The sequence below is a fragment of the Pseudonocardia sediminis genome (assembly GCF_004217185.1).
Classification (GTDB): domain Bacteria; phylum Actinomycetota; class Actinomycetes; order Mycobacteriales; family Pseudonocardiaceae; genus Pseudonocardia; species Pseudonocardia sediminis.
The window spans coordinates 6,099,226-6,118,882 of record NZ_SHKL01000001.1; the positions used below are offsets into that span (position 1 = coordinate 6,099,226).

At 73.0% G+C, this 19,657-nt stretch carries 17 protein-coding genes; 7 read left to right on the plus strand and 10 right to left on the minus strand.

The annotated features are described in order from the left end of the window. Position 1: 1 nt before the first annotated feature. Positions 2–616: a GTP cyclohydrolase I FolE gene (gene folE / locus EV383_RS28555; protein ID WP_130295164.1), complete on the minus strand. Its 615-nt coding sequence runs from the start codon at positions 614–616 to the stop codon at positions 2–4. Positions 617–642: 26 nt separating this feature from the next. Next, positions 643–3,078 (minus strand): ATP-dependent zinc metalloprotease FtsH, encoded by a 2,436-nt coding sequence (gene ftsH, locus EV383_RS28560; protein ID WP_130292939.1) that lies wholly within the window; start codon positions 3,076–3,078, stop codon positions 643–645. Between the two features lie 326 nt (positions 3,079–3,404). Here ftsH and EV383_RS28565 point away from each other — a divergent pair, with 326 nt between their 5' ends. Then, positions 3,405–4,445: a serine protease gene (locus EV383_RS28565; RefSeq protein WP_207223684.1), complete on the plus strand. Its 1,041-nt coding sequence runs from the start codon at positions 3,405–3,407 to the stop codon at positions 4,443–4,445. Positions 4,446–4,478: 33 nt separating this feature from the next. Here the strand turns inward: EV383_RS28565 and hpt are convergent, their stop codons facing one another. The 4 genes from hpt to dacB all read right to left on the minus strand — a co-directional run bounded on the left by hpt (position 4,479) and on the right by dacB (position 8,994). Next, positions 4,479–5,045, minus strand: a complete 567-nt coding sequence (hpt, locus tag EV383_RS28570; RefSeq protein WP_130292941.1) for a hypoxanthine phosphoribosyltransferase — start codon at positions 5,043–5,045, stop codon at positions 4,479–4,481. A 67-nt stretch (positions 5,046–5,112) separates the two neighbouring features. Continuing rightward, positions 5,113–6,273, minus strand: coding sequence for a tRNA lysidine(34) synthetase TilS (gene tilS, locus EV383_RS32455; protein ID WP_130292943.1), 1,161 nt, complete (start codon positions 6,271–6,273; stop codon positions 5,113–5,115). A 139-nt stretch (positions 6,274–6,412) separates the two neighbouring features. Then, positions 6,413–7,504 (minus strand): zinc-dependent metalloprotease, encoded by a 1,092-nt coding sequence (locus tag EV383_RS28580; protein ID WP_130292945.1) that lies wholly within the window; start codon positions 7,502–7,504, stop codon positions 6,413–6,415. 53 nt (positions 7,505–7,557) lie between these two features. Continuing rightward, complete coding sequence (gene dacB, locus EV383_RS28585; protein ID WP_130292947.1) at positions 7,558–8,994, minus strand: D-alanyl-D-alanine carboxypeptidase/D-alanyl-D-alanine endopeptidase; 1,437 nt, start codon at positions 8,992–8,994, stop codon at positions 7,558–7,560. Between the two features lie 214 nt (positions 8,995–9,208). On the opposite strand from dacB, the gene EV383_RS28590 reads away from it, so the two are divergent. Further along, on the plus strand, positions 9,209–9,730 hold the full coding sequence (locus EV383_RS28590) for an inorganic diphosphatase (RefSeq protein WP_130292948.1): 522 nt from the start codon (positions 9,209–9,211) through the stop codon (positions 9,728–9,730). A 75-nt stretch (positions 9,731–9,805) separates the two neighbouring features. Here the strand turns inward: EV383_RS28590 and EV383_RS28595 are convergent, their stop codons facing one another. Both EV383_RS28595 and EV383_RS28600 read right to left on the minus strand, forming a co-directional pair. After that, entirely contained in the window at positions 9,806–11,026 is a 1,221-nt protein-coding gene (locus tag EV383_RS28595; RefSeq protein ID WP_130292949.1) for an acetyl-CoA C-acetyltransferase, read from the minus strand. Between the two features lie 18 nt (positions 11,027–11,044). Then, positions 11,045–11,497 carry a MaoC family dehydratase gene (locus EV383_RS28600; protein WP_130292950.1) on the minus strand — a complete coding sequence of 151 codons (453 nt, stop codon included), beginning with the start codon at positions 11,495–11,497 and terminating at the stop codon, positions 11,045–11,047. 233 nt (positions 11,498–11,730) lie between these two features. On the opposite strand from EV383_RS28600, the gene EV383_RS28605 reads away from it, so the two are divergent. From EV383_RS28605 to EV383_RS28615, 3 genes are all read left to right on the plus strand, one after another. Next, positions 11,731–12,678: an ATP-binding protein gene (locus EV383_RS28605; RefSeq protein WP_130292951.1), complete on the plus strand. Its 948-nt coding sequence runs from the start codon at positions 11,731–11,733 to the stop codon at positions 12,676–12,678. Positions 12,679–12,808: 130 nt separating this feature from the next. Then, complete coding sequence (locus tag EV383_RS28610; RefSeq protein WP_130292952.1) at positions 12,809–14,215, plus strand: phenylacetate--CoA ligase family protein; 1,407 nt, start codon at positions 12,809–12,811, stop codon at positions 14,213–14,215. A gap of 45 nt (positions 14,216–14,260) precedes the next feature. Next, a complete protein-coding gene (locus tag EV383_RS28615; RefSeq protein ID WP_130292953.1) occupies positions 14,261–15,052 on the plus strand; it encodes a transglutaminase family protein in 792 nt (263 codons plus the stop codon). On the opposite strand, the gene EV383_RS28620 is transcribed toward EV383_RS28615, so the two are convergent. Continuing rightward, a complete protein-coding gene (locus EV383_RS28620; RefSeq protein ID WP_130292954.1) occupies positions 15,049–16,932 on the minus strand; it encodes a S9 family peptidase in 1,884 nt (627 codons plus the stop codon). The genes EV383_RS28615 and EV383_RS28620 overlap by 4 nt on opposite strands. A 73-nt stretch (positions 16,933–17,005) precedes the next feature. Then, positions 17,006–18,367 (minus strand): ATP-dependent 6-phosphofructokinase, encoded by a 1,362-nt coding sequence (locus tag EV383_RS28625; RefSeq protein ID WP_242623352.1) that lies wholly within the window; start codon positions 18,365–18,367, stop codon positions 17,006–17,008. Between the two features lie 111 nt (positions 18,368–18,478). Here EV383_RS28625 and surE point away from each other — a divergent pair, with 111 nt between their 5' ends. Further along, a complete protein-coding gene (gene surE / locus EV383_RS28630) occupies positions 18,479–19,258 on the plus strand; it encodes a 5'/3'-nucleotidase SurE (protein WP_165438533.1) in 780 nt (259 codons plus the stop codon). 81 nt (positions 19,259–19,339) lie between these two features. Then, entirely contained in the window at positions 19,340–19,585 is a 246-nt protein-coding gene (locus EV383_RS28635; protein WP_130292957.1) for a hypothetical protein, read from the plus strand. Positions 19,586–19,657 lie beyond the last annotated feature (72 nt).

The window sequence follows — 19,657 nt, forward strand, 5'->3', positions numbered from 1 at the left end:
GTCAGGCGCCCCGGATGAACGAGAGCGCCTCCGCACGCGAGGACGCGGAGCTCTTGAACAGCCCGCGCACGGCCGACGTGGTGGTGCGCGACCCCGGCTTGCGGATGCCGCGCATGGACATGCACAGGTGCTCGGCGTCGAGCACGACGATGACGGCGCGTGGGTCGAGCTTGCGGACCAGCGCGTCCGCGATCTGCCCGGTCAGCCGCTCCTGCACCTGGGGGCGCTTGGCGTAGAGGTCGACGACCCGGGCGATCTTGGACAGGCCGGTGACCTGCCCGTCGACGGCCGGGATGTAGCCGACGTGCGCGACCCCGTGGAAGGGCACCAGGTGGTGCTCGCAGGTGGAGAACATCGGGATGTCACGGACGAGGACGAGCTCGCCGTGACCCTCGTCGAACGTCTTCTCCAGCACCGTGTCCGGGTCGACGTACAACCCGGCGAAGATCTCGCCGTAGGCGCGCGCGACCCGGTCCGGGGTCTCCTTGAGCCCCTCCCGGTCCGGGTCCTCGCCACAGGCGATCAGCAGCTCCCGCACCGCGGCCGCCGCCCGCTCGAGGTCGACCCCGGCCGGGACGGCCTCGGTGACCCCGGCGGAGACGGCCGCCGAGCGCAGGGGGGACGTGTCGGTGGACGACGTACTCAGCGTCCTGCCTCCGGGTTCGGGCCGCCGTCCTCGGGACGCTGCTGCTCGGTGGACGGGCCGTGTCCCTGCCCGTTCCCGTTGCCGTTCCCTCCGGGCTGCTGCCCGGGAGTGGACCAGGGACCGTTCTGGGCCGGGCCGTTCTGAGCCGGGCCGTTCTGGGCGGGACCGTTCCGGCCCTGCGGGGTCTGCTCGGTCCAGTTCGGCGGCGGCCAGGTCTGGCCGGCCGGGGTGGTGGCCGGACGCCAGTTCGGCGGGGCCCCGTAGTTCGGCGCGACCGCGTTCGGCGGCGCCGCCGGGTAGCCACCGTTCTGCGGCGCGGCCGTGTAACCGCCGTTCTGCGGCACGGAGCCACCGTTGGACGGGTAGGCCTGCTGGCCCGGGTGTCCCGTGCCGGGCGTCGGGACCGGCGAGCTGCCGTCCGGTCCGGGACCGCCGGCGCCGTTGCTGCCACCGGGGTAGGAGCCGACCGGGGTCGGCTCGCGCTCCGGCTCGGTCTGCGGCGGCCAGGGCTCGCCGTTCTCGTGCGCGCGCTCGGCCGGGGTCAGGATCGGCGGCTTGTCCGACGGGGTGCGCTGACCGAAGTCGTTGAACGCGGTGATCCGGGGGCGCTTCTCCACCGAGTCGAAGATCCGCGTCAGGTCCTTGCGGGTGAGCGTCTCCTTCTCCAGCAGCTCGAGCACCAGCTCGTCGAGCACGTCGCGGTAGGTGTTGAGGATCTCCCACGCCTCGGTGTGCGCGGCCTCGATCAGCTTGCGCACCTCCTCGTCGATCTCGTGGGCGACCTCCAGCGAGTAGTCCGCCTGGTTGCCCATCGAGCGTCCGAGGAACGGGTCGCCCTGCTCGCGGCCGTACTTCACGGCGCCGAGCTTGGCGCTCATGCCGTACTCCGTCACCATCGCGCGGGCGATCTTCGTCGCCTGGTCGATGTCCGAGGACGCGCCGGTCGTCGGCTCGTGGAACACCAGCTCCTCGGCCGAGCGCCCGCCCATCGCGAACACCAGGCGCGCGATCATCTCGGCGCGCGTCATCAGGCCCTTGTCGTCCTCCGGGACGACGAGCGCGTGCCCGCCGGTACGCCCGCGCGGCAGGATCGTGAGCTTGTAGACCGGCTCCAGGTCCGGCATCGCCCACGCGGCCAGCGCGTGCCCGCCCTCGTGGTAGGCGGTGATCTTCTTCTCCTGCTCGGAGATGATCTTGCCCTTGCGGCGCGGCCCGCCGACGACGCGGTCCACCGACTCCTCGAGCGCGGCCCCGTTGATCAGCGTGCCGTTCTCGCGGGCGGTGAGCAGCGCGGCCTCGTTGATGACGTTGGCCAGGTCGGCGCCGGACATCCCGACGGTGCGCTTGGCCAGCCCGTCGAAGTCCACGTCGTTGTCGAACGGCTTGCCCTTGGAGTGCACGCCGAGGATCGCCTTGCGGCCGGCCATGTCGGGCGCGGCCACCGGGATCTGGCGGTCGAAGCGGCCCGGGCGCAGCAGCGCCGGGTCCAGGATGTCCGGACGGTTCGTCGCGGCGATCAGGATGATCCCGCCGCGGGCGTCGAAGCCGTCCATCTCGACGAGCAGCTGGTTCAGCGTCTGCTCGCGCTCGTCATGGCCACCGCCGAGGCCGGCGCCGCGCTGGCGGCCGACCGCGTCGATCTCGTCGACGAAGATGATGCAGGGGCTGTTCTGCTTGGCCTGCTCGAACAGGTCACGCACACGCGACGCGCCGACACCGACGAACATCTCGACGAAGTCCGAGCCCGAGATCGTGTAGAACGGCACGCCCGCCTCGCCGGCCACGGCCCGCGCGAGCAACGTCTTACCGGTTCCGGGCGGGCCGTAGAGCAGCACGCCCTTCGGGATCTTCGCGCCGAGGGCCTGGTAGCGGCCCGGGTTCTGCAGGAAGTCCTTGATCTCGTAGAGCTCCTCGACCGCCTCCTGGGCGCCGGCGACGTCGCCGAAGGTGGTCTTGGGCATGTCCTTGTTCAGCTGCTTGGCCTTGGACTTGCCGAAGCTCATCACCCGGTTGCCGCCGCCCTGGGAGTTGTTCATGAACCAGAACAGCACCAGGAGCAGGAGGGCGAGCGGGATCATCGTGATCAGCAGGGTGGACAGGAACGAGTCCTGCCGGACGACGGTGTTGTACTCCGGGCCGCCCTGGGCCTGCTGCAGCGAGCTGAAGATCTGACCCGCGGACTGCGCCGGGTACTGGGTGATGATCTGGGTCTCGCCGTCGACGGGGGTCCGGAGCGTCAGCCGCAGCCGCTGCTCCTTGTCCTCCACGACGGCGTCGGTGACGTTGCCGCTGGAGATCTGGGCCAGCGCGGTCGACGTCGGGACCTGCGTGAAGCCGCGGGTGTCGTCGAACAGCGTGCTGAACCCGAAATAGATCAGGAGCGCAAGGAGGATCCAGATCAGAGGATTGCGGAGGAGGCGCTTGCGGTCCATGCAACGTCGGCCTGGGCGGCCTTCACCTTCCCGAGAGTGGTTCACCGGCCGATCACTTCCGGCGCACGACACACCGACCGGCTCTGACCCGCCAGGATAGCTCCCTGCGACGTCGAGCGCGCCGGGTGTGCTCCTGGCCGGTTCCCGGCCCGTTCGACCGGTTCCACCACACAACGCCCGGCCCGGCCACGGGGTTCCGCGGATCACGCCCGGCGTTGCCCTGCAGAGGGTGTCCCGCCGCACACCCCGGAGCACGGGTGTGGGAACTTCTCCGCACGGGTGATCGCAGGACCACGGTCGGCGACCGACGGCGGGACGGGGGCGGCATGGCACTGGCCTCGTCGAGGCGCCTGCGGACGGCGTTGCTGCTGGCCGCGGGGCTGTTCGTGGTCGGGACGTCGGCCGCGCTCTACGAGGTCCCGGCACTGTCCGGCGGCGTCACGGCCGCGACGACCGCCTCCGCCGACGGCCGTGTGACCACACTCACCGGACGTCGCTCGCCGTTCGACCCGCTGGGCCTGACCACGCCGGCCGCGACCCCGGCCGGGTCGGCCGCCGTCCGCCCGGGTGCGGTGACCGAGACGGCCGGCGCCGGGCTGTGCACGTCGAGCTTCGTGTTCACCAGCGGCGAGAAGGTCCTCCTCGGGCAGGCCGCGCACTGCGGGGGCACCGGCGCCGACACCGAGACCGACGGCTGCACCTCCTCCACCGTCCCGACCGGCACCCCGGTCACCGTGCGGGGCAACGGCGAGACCGTCACCGGGACGATGGTCTACAGCTCGTGGACGACGATGCAGCAGCGCGGCGAGACCGACCCGGACACCTGCGCCTACAACGACTTCGCGCTCGTCGAGCTGCCGCCCGACGCGGCGGCGCGGACCAACCCGTCGGTGCCGTTCTTCGGCGGCCCGGGCGGGGTGCACGACGGCGGTCTGGAGCCGGGGGCCGCGGTGTTCGGGCTGGCCAACCCGGAGGGGCCGCCCGAGAGGAGCGCAGGCGGAACGAGCATGGGCGCCGGGACGCGGACGTTGCGCCCGCGCGCCGGCACCGGCGGCGAGGACGTCGGCGGCGGGTGGGGACACACCGTCTACACGGTGGCGCGGGGCGTGCCCGGCGAGTCCGGGGCCCCGCTGCTCGACGAGGCCGGACGCGCGGTCGGGCTGCTGTCGAGCCTGAACGTCGGCGGGGAGCGGGAGAGCATCGAGTACACCGACCTCGCGAGGGCCCTGGACTACGCCCGCCGCAACGGCGGGCTGCCCGACCTCGCGCTGGCCGCCGGGACGGAGCCGTTCACACCGGCGCCGGCCGGTGTCGCCCCCACCGACCTGGCGCCCCCGGCCGGACCACCGGTCGCGGCCGGGAACTGATCCCGCGGACGAGACGGACCGTCAGACGGTCGCTCAGGCGTAGACCGTCGGGGACAGCGTCCCGATGTAGGGCAGGTCGCGGTAGCGCTCGGCGTAGTCGAGCCCGTAGCCGACGACGAACTCGTTCGGGATGTCGAAGCCGACGTACTTGACCGGGACGTCGACCTTGATCGCGTCCGGCTTGCGCAGCAGCGTCACCACCTCCAGCGAGGCGGGCGAGCGGGCCTGCAGGTTGTTCATCAGCCAGTTCAGCGTGAGCCCGGAGTCGATGATGTCCTCGACGATCAGGACGTGCCGGCCCGCGATGTCGCGGTCGAGGTCCTTGAGGATCCGCACCACGCCGGACGACGACGTGGACGAGCCGTACGAGCTGACCGCCATGAACTCGAGCTGCACCGGCACCGGGAGGGCACGGGCGAAGTCGGTCATGAACATGACCGCGCCCTTCAGCACCCCGATCAGGACCAGGTCGGTCTCGCGACCCGATCGCTCGCCGCACTGCTCGCTGTAGTCCGCGGCCACCTGCTCGGCGATCTCGGCGATCTTCGTCCGGACCTGCTCCTCGGTGACCAGGACCGAGGAGATGTCCTCGTCGTACAAGCGTCGTCCCCTCGTCGGCGCCCGGTCCACGGTGGCCGCCGTCCGGGGTGACCCACCCCGATCGACGTCAGTGCCCCGCTCCGCCCCGGACGTGGCGTCGCAGCACGAGCCTGCCACGTGCGCGGACGAGGTCCAAGCCGCCGCCCAGGGCCGGTCCGCCCTGTCCCCGCCACCGCCCGACGAGGTCGTCGGCGGCGCGTAGATGATCATCGGTCAGGGCCCGTACCCCGTTCTCGCGCAACCATTCCCGCAGGACCCGGCGTCGTACGGCGGCCGGGACGCCCACCAGCGGGCCCACCCGCAGCGCCGGGCCGTCCGGGCCGGTGCCGTCGTCGGCCGCCCCCTGCGTCGTCCGTCCGCGACCGGCGGTGTCACCGGAATCACCGGACGGATCGGCCGCGGCGCCGAGCGGTGGTGACGCGGGTGCCCCCACGTGATCACCGTCCGCTGCCCCGGTGCCGAGCCGGTCCTCCGCCTCGGTCCGGACCCGGTCCTCCGCCTCGGCGCGGACCAGCTCCGCCCAGACGCTCAGCGCGTCGTCGTCCTCACGGAGCTGGGCCGCGGTCCGGGCCAGCGCCGGGGCGACGCCGCCGGCGAGGACGTCGTCGAGCAGCGGGAGCGCCTCGCGGCGGATCCGGACGCGGGTGAAGCGGTCCTCGGCGTTGTGCGGGTCCTGCCAGGGCTGGCGGCCGGCCTCGGCGCACGCGGCCTCGGTGACGGCCCGTCGTGTCCCGAGCAGCGGTCGCAGCCACGGGTCGCTCCACTCCCGCATACCGGCCAGCGAGCGGGCGCCGGAGCCGCGGCCCAGGCCGAGCAGCACCGTCTCGGCCTGGTCGTCGAGGGTGTGCCCGAGCAGGACCGGCGAGTCCGGGTGCGGGCGGGCGGCGCGCAGGGCCTCATAACGGGCCCGGCGCGCCGCGGCCTCCGGTCCGCCGGCGCCCTCGACCCGCACGGTGCAGACGCGCGCTCGCACCCCGCAGGCCCCGAACGTCGCGGCCAGCGCCGCCGAGCGCTCCGCCGACCCGTCCTGCAGCCCGTGGTCGACGATCACCGCGTGCACGCCGGCCGGGGCCAGCGCCGCGACGGCGTCGAGCAGCGCCGTGGAGTCGGCGCCCCCGGAGCAGGCGATGACCGGCGGTGCGACCCGGGCCTCGGGCGGCAGCCGGTCGAGTGCCTCACGCACGGCGACCCGCACCTGGCGGGACGCCGGGCCGAGAGCCGCGCTCATGATCGATGAGTGTGGGCACATCGGTGCCACCCATGGCACCGATCGTCACACACGGATCGATCATGAGGGGCGGGCGTCGCCGACCACGGGCCCGCGGACGGCACGGCGGCGGACGGCGGGCTCACGACGACGGCGAGGCTCAGGCGACCCGGCGCAGCCAGTCCTGCGGCGCGTCCAGCTCGGCGCGGAGGGGCAGGGTCTCCGGGGACTCCCAGACCCGGTTGAACCCGGCCATCCCGATCTCGCCCTCGACGTGCCGGACGAACGCCGCGCCGACGGCGTACTGGCGCATCTTCGCCTCGACCCCGAGCAGGGTGCGCAGCAGGCGGTCGATGATCCCGCCCCCGCGACGACGGGCGGTGAAGCGCTCGCGGATGACGTCGACGCTGGGCACCACCCGCGGCCCGACGGCGTCCATCACGTGGTCGGCGTGGCCCTCCAGCAGCGTGGTCAGGGCGAGCAGGCGGTCCAGGACGGCCTTCTGCTCCGGGCCCTGCAGGAGCTCGACCAGCGCCAGCGGGTCGCCTCCGGTGCCGCGCATCGAGCGGATCGCCTCCGGCAGCCGGGCCAGCTTCGCCGCATCCGGCTCCCGGATCGAGAGCAGCTGCCCTACCTGGTCGGAGAAGTAGTCGCGCAACCACGGCACGGCGGTGAACTGCAGGCGGTGGGTGGCCTCGTGCAGGCACACCCAGAGCGCGAAGTCCTCGCTGTCGACGCCGAGCGACTGCTGGGCGGCGTAGATGTTGGGCGCGACCAGGATCAGCCGGCCGGCGCCGTCCGGGCCGCCGAACGGGTCGTACTGCCCGAGCACCCGCGCGCCGAGGTAGGCCAGCAGCGCGCCGACCTGCGCACCCGCCGTCGTCCCGGTGACGGCGCGGGCCAGCTTCGGGGTGTGCGGCAGCGTGGCGCCCGCGGTGAGGGCCTTCATGCCGTCCAGGGCGGCGTGCGCCCAGGCCGGGCGGTCCAGCACGTCGGCGGGCAGCAGCGGGAGTCCGGCGCCGAGCCCGGTGGTCTCCCGGACGTGGCCCTCGGCGGTGGCCGAGTCCGTCCGCAGCCGGGCGACGAGCTCGGCGGCGACCGACGGGGAGGTCTGCGGGCCTGCGGCCATCAGGCGGGCGGCCGTGCCCTTGGCCAGCGACCAGTTCACCGGGAGGCCGTGGTCGAGATCGGCCCCGCCGGCCGGGACGACACCGGATCGGGTCGCCGCGGCCGGGCTCGTCGCGTTGTCCATCCGCCTCACGCTACCCGCGCCGGGGAGACCGGCGACGGGCCCGGACGAGCGGTTCAGCTACGACATCCGCAGCGGCTCAACGCCGCCGCGATCGCGTCCAGCTTCGGGCGGGCGTCGGCCGGGGAGGTGCCGTTGGAGATGAAGGCGAACACCAGGAGCCGTCCGTCGACGTCGCTGACGACGCCGGCCAGGCTGGACGCGCCGCTCAGGGTGCCCGTCTTGGCCCGGACGACGCCGCGGCCGGCGATCGAGCGGCCGTCGGTGAACCGGTCGGCCAGCGTCCCGCCGCCACCGGCGACCGGCAGCCCGGTGAGGATCGGGCGCAGGTACTGCACGTCGTTCGGGTTCTGCGAGACCGCCGACGCCGAGGCCAGGACGGACCCGAGCAACGAGGTGGTGATCCGGTTGTCCGGGGACAGGCCGCTGCCGTCGTTGAGCACCAGGCCCGAGGTGGCGTAACCGGCCTGCGACAGCGCGGCGGAGACCTCCTTGGCCGCCCCGTCGAAGGACGGGTCGCCCTGCCGCGAGATCGCCACCTGACGGGCCATCGCCTCCGCGGTGACGTTGTCCGAGGCGGTGAGCATGTACTCGATCAGGCTGGCGATCGGCGGGGAGGAGACGCTACCCAGGGTCGGGGAGTTCGCCGCCGCACGGCCGGGCTCGACGTTCTGCGCCCCGACCGCGTCGGCGAACGCCTTCCCGGCCGCGGCGGCCGGGTCGTCCGAGCGGGGCCCGTCCTGGATGGTCGGGTCGGTGCGGCCGCCGTCGAGCATCAGGGCGGTCATCGGGGCGACGTCACCGGTGCCGACGTCCGCCGGGTCCCAGCTGCGCGCCAGCTCCGGGCCCGTCCACAGGCTCGTGTCCGTGTAGACCGTGGTGATCGGACGGCCGACGGCCTTCTTGACCTGCTCGGCGAGGTCGTCGATCCGGGCCGGCTCCGGGTAGACCGAGTTCTTGCCGACCGGCAGCGCGGTCAGCGACGGGTCACCGCCGCCGACGAGGACGACCGAGTCCGGCGTCGGCCCGGGAACGACCGTCGTCGCGAGACGGTCGGTCGGGTTGAGGCTCAGCAGCGTCGCCGCGGCCGTCAGCAGCTTGGTGACCGAGCCGGGGACCATGCCCTCGTTCTGCCCCCGCTGCCACAGCGGGGCGGACCCGCGCGGGGCCGAGGAGTCCAGCACCACGCCCGAGAGGTTGCCCAGCTCGGGGGCCGAGGCCGGTCCGGCGAGCACCTTGTCCAGGCCCGACCGGGTCGGGACCGGCGCGGTCGGGGCGAGCGGGCCCAGCTCCGGGATCGGCACCGGCGGGTAGGCCGACGCCGCCGGCGCCCCGAGGCCCAGCTGTGCCCGCGTGGTCGGGCTGGCCAGCGCGACGGCGCCGAAAAGCCCGGCGAGCACCGCCACGACGACGGCGATCACGGCGACCCGGCGGGTTCCCCGTTCGCGCCAGCCACCGATCGGCCCGCTCGGACGGCGATGCCTGCGTCCCACCCTGCCCGCCTCCTCGTCGTCGTGGACCCGCGGCTCCCGCCCGGGCACCTGGCGGTGCCGGTACGACGCAGCTGCCCGAAATGCGGGCTCTGTGCGACCGGTCTGCACCGGCGCGTCCACGGTCCATCACACTAGGGGAAGCACCGCCGCCGCCCTCCCGACCGTCACCGGTCGGGTGAGGCGCGAACCGACCTCCCGACAGGAGCAACGAATCGTGGACTTCGACGTCACCATCGAGATTCCCAAGGGTGGCCGCAACAAGTACGAACTCGATCATGTGACCGGCCGCATCAAGCTGGATCGCACCCTGTTCACGGCCACCCAGTACCCCGCCGACTACGGCTTCATCGAGGAGACCCTCGGTGAGGACGGCGACCCGCTGGACTGCCTGGTCCTGGTGCAGGAGCCCACGTTCCCGGGCTGCCTGATCCGCGCGCGGGCGATCGGCATGTTCCGGATGAAGGACGAGAAGGGCGGCGACGACAAGGTCCTCTGCGTCCCGACCGACGACCCCCGCCAGGAGCACCTGCGCGACATCCACCACATGGCGGAGTTCGACCGCGCGGAGATCCAGCACTTCTTCGAGATCTACAAGACGCTCGAGCCCGGCAAGAGCGTCGAGGGCGCCACCTGGGTCGGCCGTGCCGACGCCGAGAAGGAGATCAAGGTGTCCTGGCAGCGCGCCAAGGACGCCGCCGAGAAGGGTGAGGGCCCGCTCGTGGGCCACGGGCACTGAGTCCCACCCCGACCTTCCGGACAGGCCCGCCGCTGTGATCTGCAGCGGCGGGCCCGCCCGTTTCGCAGGTCCTTCTCAGACCTTCTCGAAGATCGCGGCGAGGCCCTGACCGCCGCCGATGCACATCGTCTCCAGCCCGTAGCGGGCGTCCCGGCGGACCATCTCCCGGGTCAGGGTCGCCAGGATCCGCCCGCCGGTCGCCCCGACGGGGTGTCCGAGGGAGATCCCGGAGCCGTTGACGTTGGTGCGCTCGAAGTCGGCGTCGGTGAACTTCCACTCCCGCGTCACCCCGAGGACCTGGGAGGCGAAGGCCTCGTTGAGCTCGATCAGGTCGATGTCGGCCAGCTCCAGCCCCGCGGCGGCGAGGGCCTTCGCGGTGGCCGGGACCGGGCCGATGCCCATCGTCTTCGGCGGGACCCCGCCGATGCCCCAGGACACCAGGCGCGCCAGCGGCCGCAGGCCCAGCTCGGCGGCCTTGTCCGGGCTGGTCACGATGCACACCGCGGCGCCGTCGTTCTGGCCGGAGGCGTTGCCGGCGGTGACGGTGGCGTCCGGGTCGTCCTTGCCCAGGATCGGGCGCAGGGTCGAGAGCTTCTCCACGTTCGAGTCCGGGCGGATGTGCTCGTCGGCGTCGACGACGGTGTCGGACTTGCGGCCCTTCACCGTGACCGGCACGAGCTCGTCGGCGAACCGGCCGGCCTCCTGCGCGGCGGCGGCCCGCAGGTGCGACCGCACGGCGTACTCGTCCTGCTCGGCGCGCCCGATCGCGTAGTCGCGGCGCACGTTCTCGGCGGTCTCGAGCATCCCGCCCGGCACCGGGTGGTTCACCCCGCCCGCGGTGACCCGGCCGCGGGCCAGGGAGTCGTTGAGCATGACCCCGGGGCCGCCCTTGACGCCCCAGCGCATCGCGGTGGAGTAGAACGAGGCGTTCGACATCGACTCCGCGCCCCCGGCCAGCACGACCTCCGACGCCCCGGTCTGGACCTGCATCGCCGCGTACAGCACGGCCTGGAGCCCGGACCCGCAGCGGCGGTCGATCTGCAGCCCGGACGCGGTCACCGGCAACCCGGCGTCGAGTGCGGCGACGCGGCCGATCGCGGGGGCGTCCATCGAGGGGTAGCAGTGCCCGAGCAGCACGTCGTCGACCGCGTCGCCGGGCAGCCCGGTGCGCTCGAGCAGCGCGGTGATCACCGTGGAGGCCAGGGTGTGGGCCGGCACGTCACGCAGGGAACCGCCGAAACCACCGACCGGCGTCCGCAGCGGCTCGCAGATGACGGCTTCTCGTGTGCTGCTCAACGCAGATGTCCTCTCGGTCTAGACGTACTGGCGGGTCAGCCACTCGGCGACCAGCGCGGGCCGCTCCGAGCCCTCGATCTCCACGACGACCTTCTGGGTGATCTGCACCCCGCCCTCGATGTCGGACACGTCGGTGAGCTCGACGGAGGCGCGCACCCGGCTGCCGACCGGCAGCGGCGAGGTGAAGCGGACCTTGTTCAGCCCGTAGTTGACGCCCATCTTGACGCCCTCCACCTTGTACACCTCGTGCACCAGCAGCGGGAGCAGCGACAGGCTCAGGAAGCCGTGCGCGATCGTCGTCCCGAACGGGCCGTCCTTGGCCTTCTCGGGGTCGACGTGGATCCACTGGTGGTCGTCGGTGGCGTCGGCGAACTGGTTCACCCTGTCCTGCTCGACGGCGTGCCACTCCGAGGTCCCGACCTCGGAACCCTTCGCCGCACGCAGCTCGTCGACCCCGTTGAAGACGCGCATCCCAGCTCTCCTCGTTCATCCGTGTCCGCCTGCGCCGATCACCCTGCCACACACGACGTCACCGAGCGGGCCACGAGCCGCACGCCGGGGCGCGGGACAGGATCGGCGGCGGGGCGACGGCCGGACTAAGGTCATCACCGGATCGGCCCGACCCGGCCGGTCCGCGAACGGAGTCGTGGGGAAGGTCTGATCGAGACGATGTCTCAGTCCCCGGTGCCACCGGCGGGCGCGGCGTGACCGCCGTTCCCGCGGGCACCGTGCACCGCGCTGTCCCGTTCGCCGACACCGGCCACCAGGCCGAGGTGCTGTCGGCGCCGCTGCGCGAGGCACTGGAGCGGGGTGACCGCGCGCTCGCCGTCGTCGACCCGGGCTGCCGCGCGGAGCTGGACCGCACGCTCGGCGCCGACGCCGGCGTCGAGTTCCGCACCCCCGAGGACATGCACAGCGCCCCGGCGTTCACCGTGGCCACCCGCTGGGCGCGGATCGCGCGCGAGGCCACCGGTCGCGACGGGACGCGGATGACCACGGTCGGACAGCACATCGACACGCTGCCCGTCACCGACCCGGGGTACTGGACGCGTCTCGACGTCGCGCTGGACCGGGTCCTCGACGGGCTGCCCGTCACGATGCTGTGCTGCTTCCCGGACCGGCCCGGTGCCCGTGACGTGGCCGCGACACTGCACGACGCACTGCTCGTCGACGGCGGTGAGGTACCCAGCACGTCGCGCCGCGACCCCCGCGACCTGCTCGCCGAGCACCCCCAGGCACCTCCCGCCGACCTCGGCGAGCCGCTGTTCGAGATGGACGTCGACCTGGCGGCACTGGGCACGCTGCGCCGGACCGTGCACACCGAGGCGACGCTGAGCGGCCTGGGCCCGTCCCGGACGTCGGACCTGGTCCTGGCCCTGAACGAGATCGCCACCAACGGCGTCGAGCACGGCTCGGGTCTGCCCCGGCTGCGCCTGTGGCGCGGGCCGGAGGGGCTGACCGGCGAGGTCGCCGACTCCGGTCGCACCCGGCTGCCGTTCCCCGGGATGCTCGCCCCGCCGCCGGCCGGGGTCCGCGGCCGCGGGCTGTGGCTGGCCTCCGAGCTGACCGACGTCCTGCAGGTCTGGACGGCCGACGACGACCCGGACTGCCCGGCCGGGACCGTCGTGCGGGTCCTCATGACACCGCCCTGAGCCGTCCCCCGCTCCGATCCCGTCGCGTCCCTGCAGCCTCGGGTGACGGCACCGTTGAGTGACGGCACCGGTGTCTGATTGAGTGATCGCCGTCACCGGTCGCCGTCGTACCGGGACGCGAGGAGGCCCGGTGACCGCCGTCGGATCCACCCGTCGCAGCCGTGCGGACCGCCTCGCCGGGTACCGGCGCTTCTGGGACGAGGAGCGGGAGACGCTCCCCGCGGCGGAGCGGGAGGCGGTGATCCTCGACCGGGTCCGGCACCAGCTCTCCTACGCCTACCACCGGCTGCCGTTCTACCGACGGCACTACGACGCCCACGGCTTCCACCCCGACCAGGTCCGCAGCCTCGCCGACTTCACCGAGAAGGTCCCGGTCGTCACCAAGTCGATGCTGGTCGCCGACCAGGCGGAGCACCCGCCGTTCGGCAGCTACCTCGGGGTGTCCCGGGCCGAGCTGGGCCGGATCCACGGCTCGTCGGGCACCACCGGCACCCCCACCACCTACGGTGTCTCGGGCGCGGACTGGGCGCGCGCCGGGCAGGCCTCGGCGGCCGGTTTGTGGTGCGCCGGGTTCCGACCGGACGACGTCGTGCAGGTGACGTTCCCGTTCTCGCTGTTCTTCGGGGGCTGGGGCAACGTGCAGGCGTTCGAGCTGATCGGTGCGTGCGTGTTCCCGACCGGGGCGATGGTGCCCACCGACCGCCAGCTCGAGCTGCTGACCCGGCTGGGCTGCGACGGGCTGGTCGCGACGCCGTCCTACCTGCTGCACCTGGCCGGGCGGGCACCGGAGCTCGGGATCGACCCGGCGGCGTCGAGCGTGTCGCTGGCACTGGTCGGAGGGGAGCCGGGCGGGTCCATCCCGTCGGTGCGGTCCACCCTGGACGCGGCGTGGGGCGGAGCGGACGTGGTGGACGGTGCGGCCGGGTCGACGTCGGAGATGTACCCGTTCCTGACCAACATCGGCTGCCTCGACGACCCCGGCGGCGGGGTGCACCTGTTCACCGACGAGAACTACACCGAGATCGTGCACCGCGACGACCCGAACACGCCCGTCCCGCCGGGCACGTCCGGTGCGACCGTGGCCACACATCTCTGGCGGGACTCCCAGCCGATGATCCGGTTCTGGATGGGCGACGAAGGCGTGCTCGACGACTCCGGGTGCCGCTGCGGGCGGACGTACCCGAAACTGCCGCACGGCGTCTACGGCCGCCTCGACGACATGCTGGTGATCCGCGGCGCGAACGTGTACCCGTCCGCGGTGGAGTCGGCGATCCGCGCGACACCGGGTGCGGGCACCGAGTTCCGGCTGCTGGTCGAGCGACCGGCGGCGCTGGACGAGCTGACCGTCGAGGTCGAGCCGGCGTCCGACCTCCCGGCCGAGCGGCACGCCGCGCTCGGCGTCGAGCTGGAGGAGCGGATCAGGGCCGCGGTGACGGTCCGGGTGCCGGTCCGTCTCGTGCCCCCGGGTACCCACGAACCCCAGACGTTCAAGGCCCGCCGGGTGCTGGACCGGCGGCCGTCGCACCGGCCCGGCTGAACGTCCGGCTCGACCCGGGCCCCGGCGACCGGCGAGGATGGGGTCATGGACCCCGTCGCACGGTTTCTGAACCTGGTGACCGGCCCGGAGCCCGCGCTGGACCGGGCGGCCCTGGCCATCGCCGCCGGCGCGGACCCGGACCGCGACCCGCAGGCCGGCCTGGCCGAGCTGGACCGCCTCGCCGACGGCGTCACCGACCTGGACGGCCTGGTCGCGCGCCTGTTCGTCGCCGAGGGCTACACCGGCAACTCCGGTGACTACTACGACCCGCGCAACTCCCTGCTCTTCGACGTCCTGGAGCGCCGTACCGGCATCCCGATCACCCTCGCCGTGGTGACGATCGAGGTGGGCCGCCGCGCCGGCATCGACCTGGAGGGTGTCGGCATGCCCGGGCACTTCCTGGTCCGGGTCCCGGACACCCAGCGCTACATCGACGTGTTCGACGGCGGCCGGCGCCTCGACCAGGCCGGGTGCGAGATCCTGTTCCGCGAGTCCACCGGCGCCTCCGACGCGCCGTTCGGCCCGAGCCTGCTGCCGCGGGTGTCGACGCGGCAGATCCTCGCCCGGATGCTGGAGAACCTGCGCGGGGTCTACCGCGCCAAGAACGACCACACGAACCTGGAGTGGGTCCTGCGGATGCGCCTCGGGCTGCGCCACGAGGGCGCGGAGCTCGTCCGCGAGCTGGGCAAGGTCCTCGGGGCGCAGGCCCGCTGGGACGAGGCCGCCCGCCTGCTGGAGTCCTGGGCGGACGGGCCCGGGCGCGGCGCCCGCGCCGGCGTCGAGGTGCTCGAGGAGGTCAAGGTCGAGGCCAAGCAGCTCCGCGCGCACCTCAACTAGGCGCCCCGCCCGCCCAGGTGCCGGACGAGGAAGCGCTCGGCCACCCGGTAGAGGTCGATCTGGTTCTCCGGGTTCAGGAACCCGTGCCCCTCGTCGTCCTTGACCAGGTACTCGACCTCGACGCCCCGGCTGCGCAGCGCGGCGACGATGTTGTCCGACTCCGCCTGCACGACCCGGACGTCGTTGGCGCCCTGGGCCACCATCAGCGGTGTGCGGATCTGCTCCACCCGGCTGATCGGTGAGCGGGCCGCCATGTCGGCCTCCTGAGCCGGATCGGCCGGGTCGCCGACGTAGCGGTACCAGTTGTTGGCCATCATCGCCCGCACCGCGGGCGGCATGGTCCGCATGAAGTTCGCCAGGTCGGAGATGCCGCAGTAGTCGATCGCGGCGGCGAACACGTCCGGGGTGAACGTGACGCCGACCAGCGCGGCGTAGCCGCCGTAGGAACCGCCGTAGATCCCGACCCGGTCCCGGTCGGCGTAGCCCTGCTCCACGGCCCAGTCGACGGCGTCGATCAGGTCGTCGTGCATCGCGCCGGCGAACTCGCCGATCGCGGCCTTCGTGTGGGCCTTGCCGTAGCCGGTCGAGCCGCGGAAGTTCACCGTCAGCACGGCGTGCCCGCGGTTGGCCATGAGCTGGGTGAACGGGTCGAACCCCCAGCTCTCGCGCATCCACGGGCCGCCGTGGACGTTGAGGACCAGCGGCAGGCCGGTGGGCTCGATCCCCACCGGCAGCGTCAGGTAGGCGGGCAGGCTCAGCCCGTCCCGGGCGGTGATCGTCACCGGCTCCATGGGGGCGAGCGCCCCGGGGTCCAGGTGCGGGAACGGCAGGAACAGTAGGCGCGCGTCACCGGTGGCGTGGTCGTAGAGCCAGGTGGCGAAGGGCTCGCGGTCATGGACGAACGAGACGACCCAGCGCTGCCCGGCGTCGTCGCAGGACACCGGGCCCAGGTCGCCGTCCGAGAGCGTCCGCAGCTTCTCCAGCACGTCCGCGAAGTGTGGGTCCACGGCGTGGACCACCTGGCGCTCCCCGACGTAGCGCACGCCGAGCAGCTCACCCGTGCGCGGGTGCTCGATCAGTGGCGTCGCCGGTCCCGGCACGAGGTCGAAAGTCGGGTGGCTGTCGACCTCGACCTCCTCGCCGGTGGCCAGGTCGAGGCGGACCAGGCGGGTCCGGTCGGTGCCCCGGTTGGAGCCCAGCCAGATCCCGGTCCCGTCCGGGGTCACCTGCATCGGCGAGATGCCGAGCGGGTGGTCGGACCCGTCGTAGGTCACGACGGTCTCGAGCGTCCCGGTCTCGGTGTCCAGGCGCGACAGCTCGATGTCGCCGCTATCGGTCAGGCCGTAGGCGAACGGCTCGGCGTCGGGGCCGGTCAGCCAGGTGTTCACGGTCCCGGGGTTGCGGGCCAGCATCGTCAGCTCACCGGTGGCGATGTCGAGCTCGTGCAGGTCGATGACCCCGGGCTCCCGGGTGTTGAGCTGCACGACCGCCTTGCCCGGACGGCGCGCGGGCTGCTCGAGCCCCCACATCCGCACCCCGGGGATCGGGGTGAGGTCGACCGCGGGTGCGTCGGGGTCGTCGAGGTCGATCCGGTACAGGTGCCAGTTCTCGTCACCACCGGCGTCCTGGACGTAGAGCAGCCAGCGCGGGTCGTCGGTCCAGTGGAAGCTGATCACGCTGCGGGACTCGTCGGCGGTCACGCACCGCGCGTCGGACGCCGGGCCGGACGCTTCCGGGTCGGCGCTGCGCACCCACACGTTGAGCCGGTCCTTCCACGGTGCCACGTAGGCGATCCGGGTCCCGTCCGGGGAGATCCGCGCCCCCGCGCGCTCGGGCGGGGAGAACAGCTCCTCGACGGTGATGATGTCCGGGAGTGCCATGGAAGTTTCCTCTCGTGGTGAGCCGGACCCCAGGTGACACCGTGCCGTCGCGGCACAGTCAAGGAACGGTGGCTCAGCCCCCGAAACGCCAGGGCTGACCGGTCGACTCCAGTACCGCCATCCACAGGTCCCCGTGCGGGTCGACCTGGTTGCGACGGCTGACCGCGAGCGCCATCGGGATGTGCACGAACCGGCGCCGCACCCGCCCGACGACCATCGCCGTGCGCCCGGACATCGCCGCGTGTACGGCGGCCTGGGACAGCCGGACGGTGTAGACGCTGTCGTAGGGGTTGGCCGGGACGCTGCGGATCGCGTAGCTCGGGTCGATGTAGCGCAGCGACGTCTCGGTGCCGGCCTCGGCGAACGACTCGGCGATCCGTTCCCGCAGGTACGGGCCGACGTCGCTGAGCCTCGCGTTGCCGGACGCGTCGGTGGCGCCGTCGGAGTCGAACAGCTCCTGCCCGGCACCCTCGGCCACCACGACGACGGCGTGCCCCCGTTGTTCGACGCGGCGGTGCAGGTGGGCGAGCAGGCCCGTGTCGCCGTCGAGGGAGAACGGGACCTCCGGGATCAGGACGGCGTCGGCGTCGCTGCGGACCAGCGAGGCGTAGCAGGCGATGAAGCCGGAGTGCCGTCCCATCAGCTTGACCAGCCCGACGCCGTTGGCCGTCGACTTGGCCTCCACCGTCACCGCGCGGATCGACTCCGACGCCCGGGAGAACGCCGTCTGGAAGCCGAAGCTCTGGTCGATGTAGGGGATGTCGTTGTCGATCGTCTTCGGGATGCCGACGACGGCGATCCGCAGGTTGCGCTCCCGGATCACCCGCTCGATCTCCATCGCGCCGCGCAGCGTCCCGTCGCCGCCGATCACGAAGAGGATGTTGAGGTGCGTCTGCTCCAGGGCGTCGACGATCTCCTCGGGGTCCTGCGGGCCGCGCGAGGTGCCCAGCGCGGTGCCGCCGTCGACCGGGATGTCGCGCACCGACTCCGGGGTCAGCTCGACGACGTCGTACCCGTAGGAGGAGATGAAGCCCTGGTAGCCGTTACGGAACCCGACCACCCGCCGGACGCCGTAGTGGTAGGTCAGCGTGCGGACGAGGCCGGAGATCACGTCGTTGAGACCGGGGCACAGCCCGCCGCAGGTGACGATCCCGGCACGGGTCTTCGACGGGTCGAAGTAGATCTCACGGCGCGGCCCGCACGGCTCCAGGCCGGGCAGATCCCCGATCGGCAGGCCGCGCGCCTCGAGCCCGGCGGCGGTGTCGTCGAGGAGCACCCGGTCGTGGGTGTCGACGTAGTGCTCGGTGGTGCGGCGGGCGTCGAGCAGTGGCGCGAGCGGCGAGGTGATCCGCGCCGCACCGAGCGTGGCGATCCGCAGGTCCTCGGCCGTGATGTGGCCGTTCTGCGGTGTCGCCGGGGTCGGCTCCGAAGTCACGTGCGTCCTCCTGGTCGGCGGCGACGACCAGTGTCCCTCGTCCGCTGCGGCGATGTGGCGGGGGCGACGACCTCGTCACCGCATCGACACGTCCGACCTAGGCTGACGCCCGTGCCGTCCTCCCACCCGCTCGCCCTGATCACCAACGACGACGGGATCGACTCCGCCGGCCTGCACGCGCTCGCCCGCGGTGCCGCCGACGCCGGCTACGACGTCGTCGTCGCCGCCCCCTCGATCGACGCCAGCGGGACCGGCGGGTCGGTCCGCTCGGTGACCGAGGACGGCCATGTACCGGTCGCCGAGCACGACCTGCCCGGCCTCGACGGGGTGCCCGCCTACGCCGTCGCCGGGCACCCGGCCTACATCGTCAACGCGGCCGGGCGGGGCTGGCTCGACCGCGAGGCCGACGTGGTGCTGTCCGGGATCAACTACGGCTCGAACACCGGCCGTCAGATTTTGCACTCCGGCACGGTCGGCGCGGTGCTCGCCGGTGCGCACCACGGCTGGTCGGGCCTGGCGATCTCGCTGAACTGCGGCCTGTCCAGGCCCGAGGCCCCGCACTGGGACGCCGTGCTGGGTCTGCTGCCCGACCTGCTCGACCGGCTGCGCGCCCGCCCGTCCGGCACCGCCTGGAACCTCAACGTGCCGGACGTCGCGTTCACCGACCTCCCGGAGCTGCGCGAGGCGACGCTGGCCGGCTCCGGGGCCGTACAGGTGCGGATGACGCACCGCACCGCCGACGGCGTCCGGCCGGGCGGGCTGCACACGCTCGTCACCGAGACCTGGGAGCACGGTGAGCCCGGCTCCGACGTGGCGCTGCTCGGGGCGGGACACCCGGTCGTGACCGAGATCAGCCAGCTGGGGTCACGCCCCGGAGCGATCTTCGGGTGATCGGCGCCGAGCGGTGTACCCCGTTCGGGCGTCCGTCCGGAGAGGACCGTCCGGCGCATCCGGCGCGCAGATGGACGCCACATGAACCACAACCGGCTCATGGATACCCCGGATGAACCAACGACGAACGGTCAGTGCATCATTCGGAGTATGCGGAGTGTTGATCCTCGTCACAGTTGGTCCACCGGCTTCGCCCGAACGCTCGCCGAGGAACTGCGGCACGGCGTCGCCACCGGCGCTCTGACGTGGGGTGAGGCCGACGAGCTCCTCAACCGCCTCCGCATCGTGATCGACCAGGCGATCGACCTCACCCCCCTGCCCGGCTGAGCCCCGATCCCACGCCCCGCGAGACCGTTCCGGGTCGCGCGAAAGCCCCGTTCGTCCGGCCACGGTGGACGG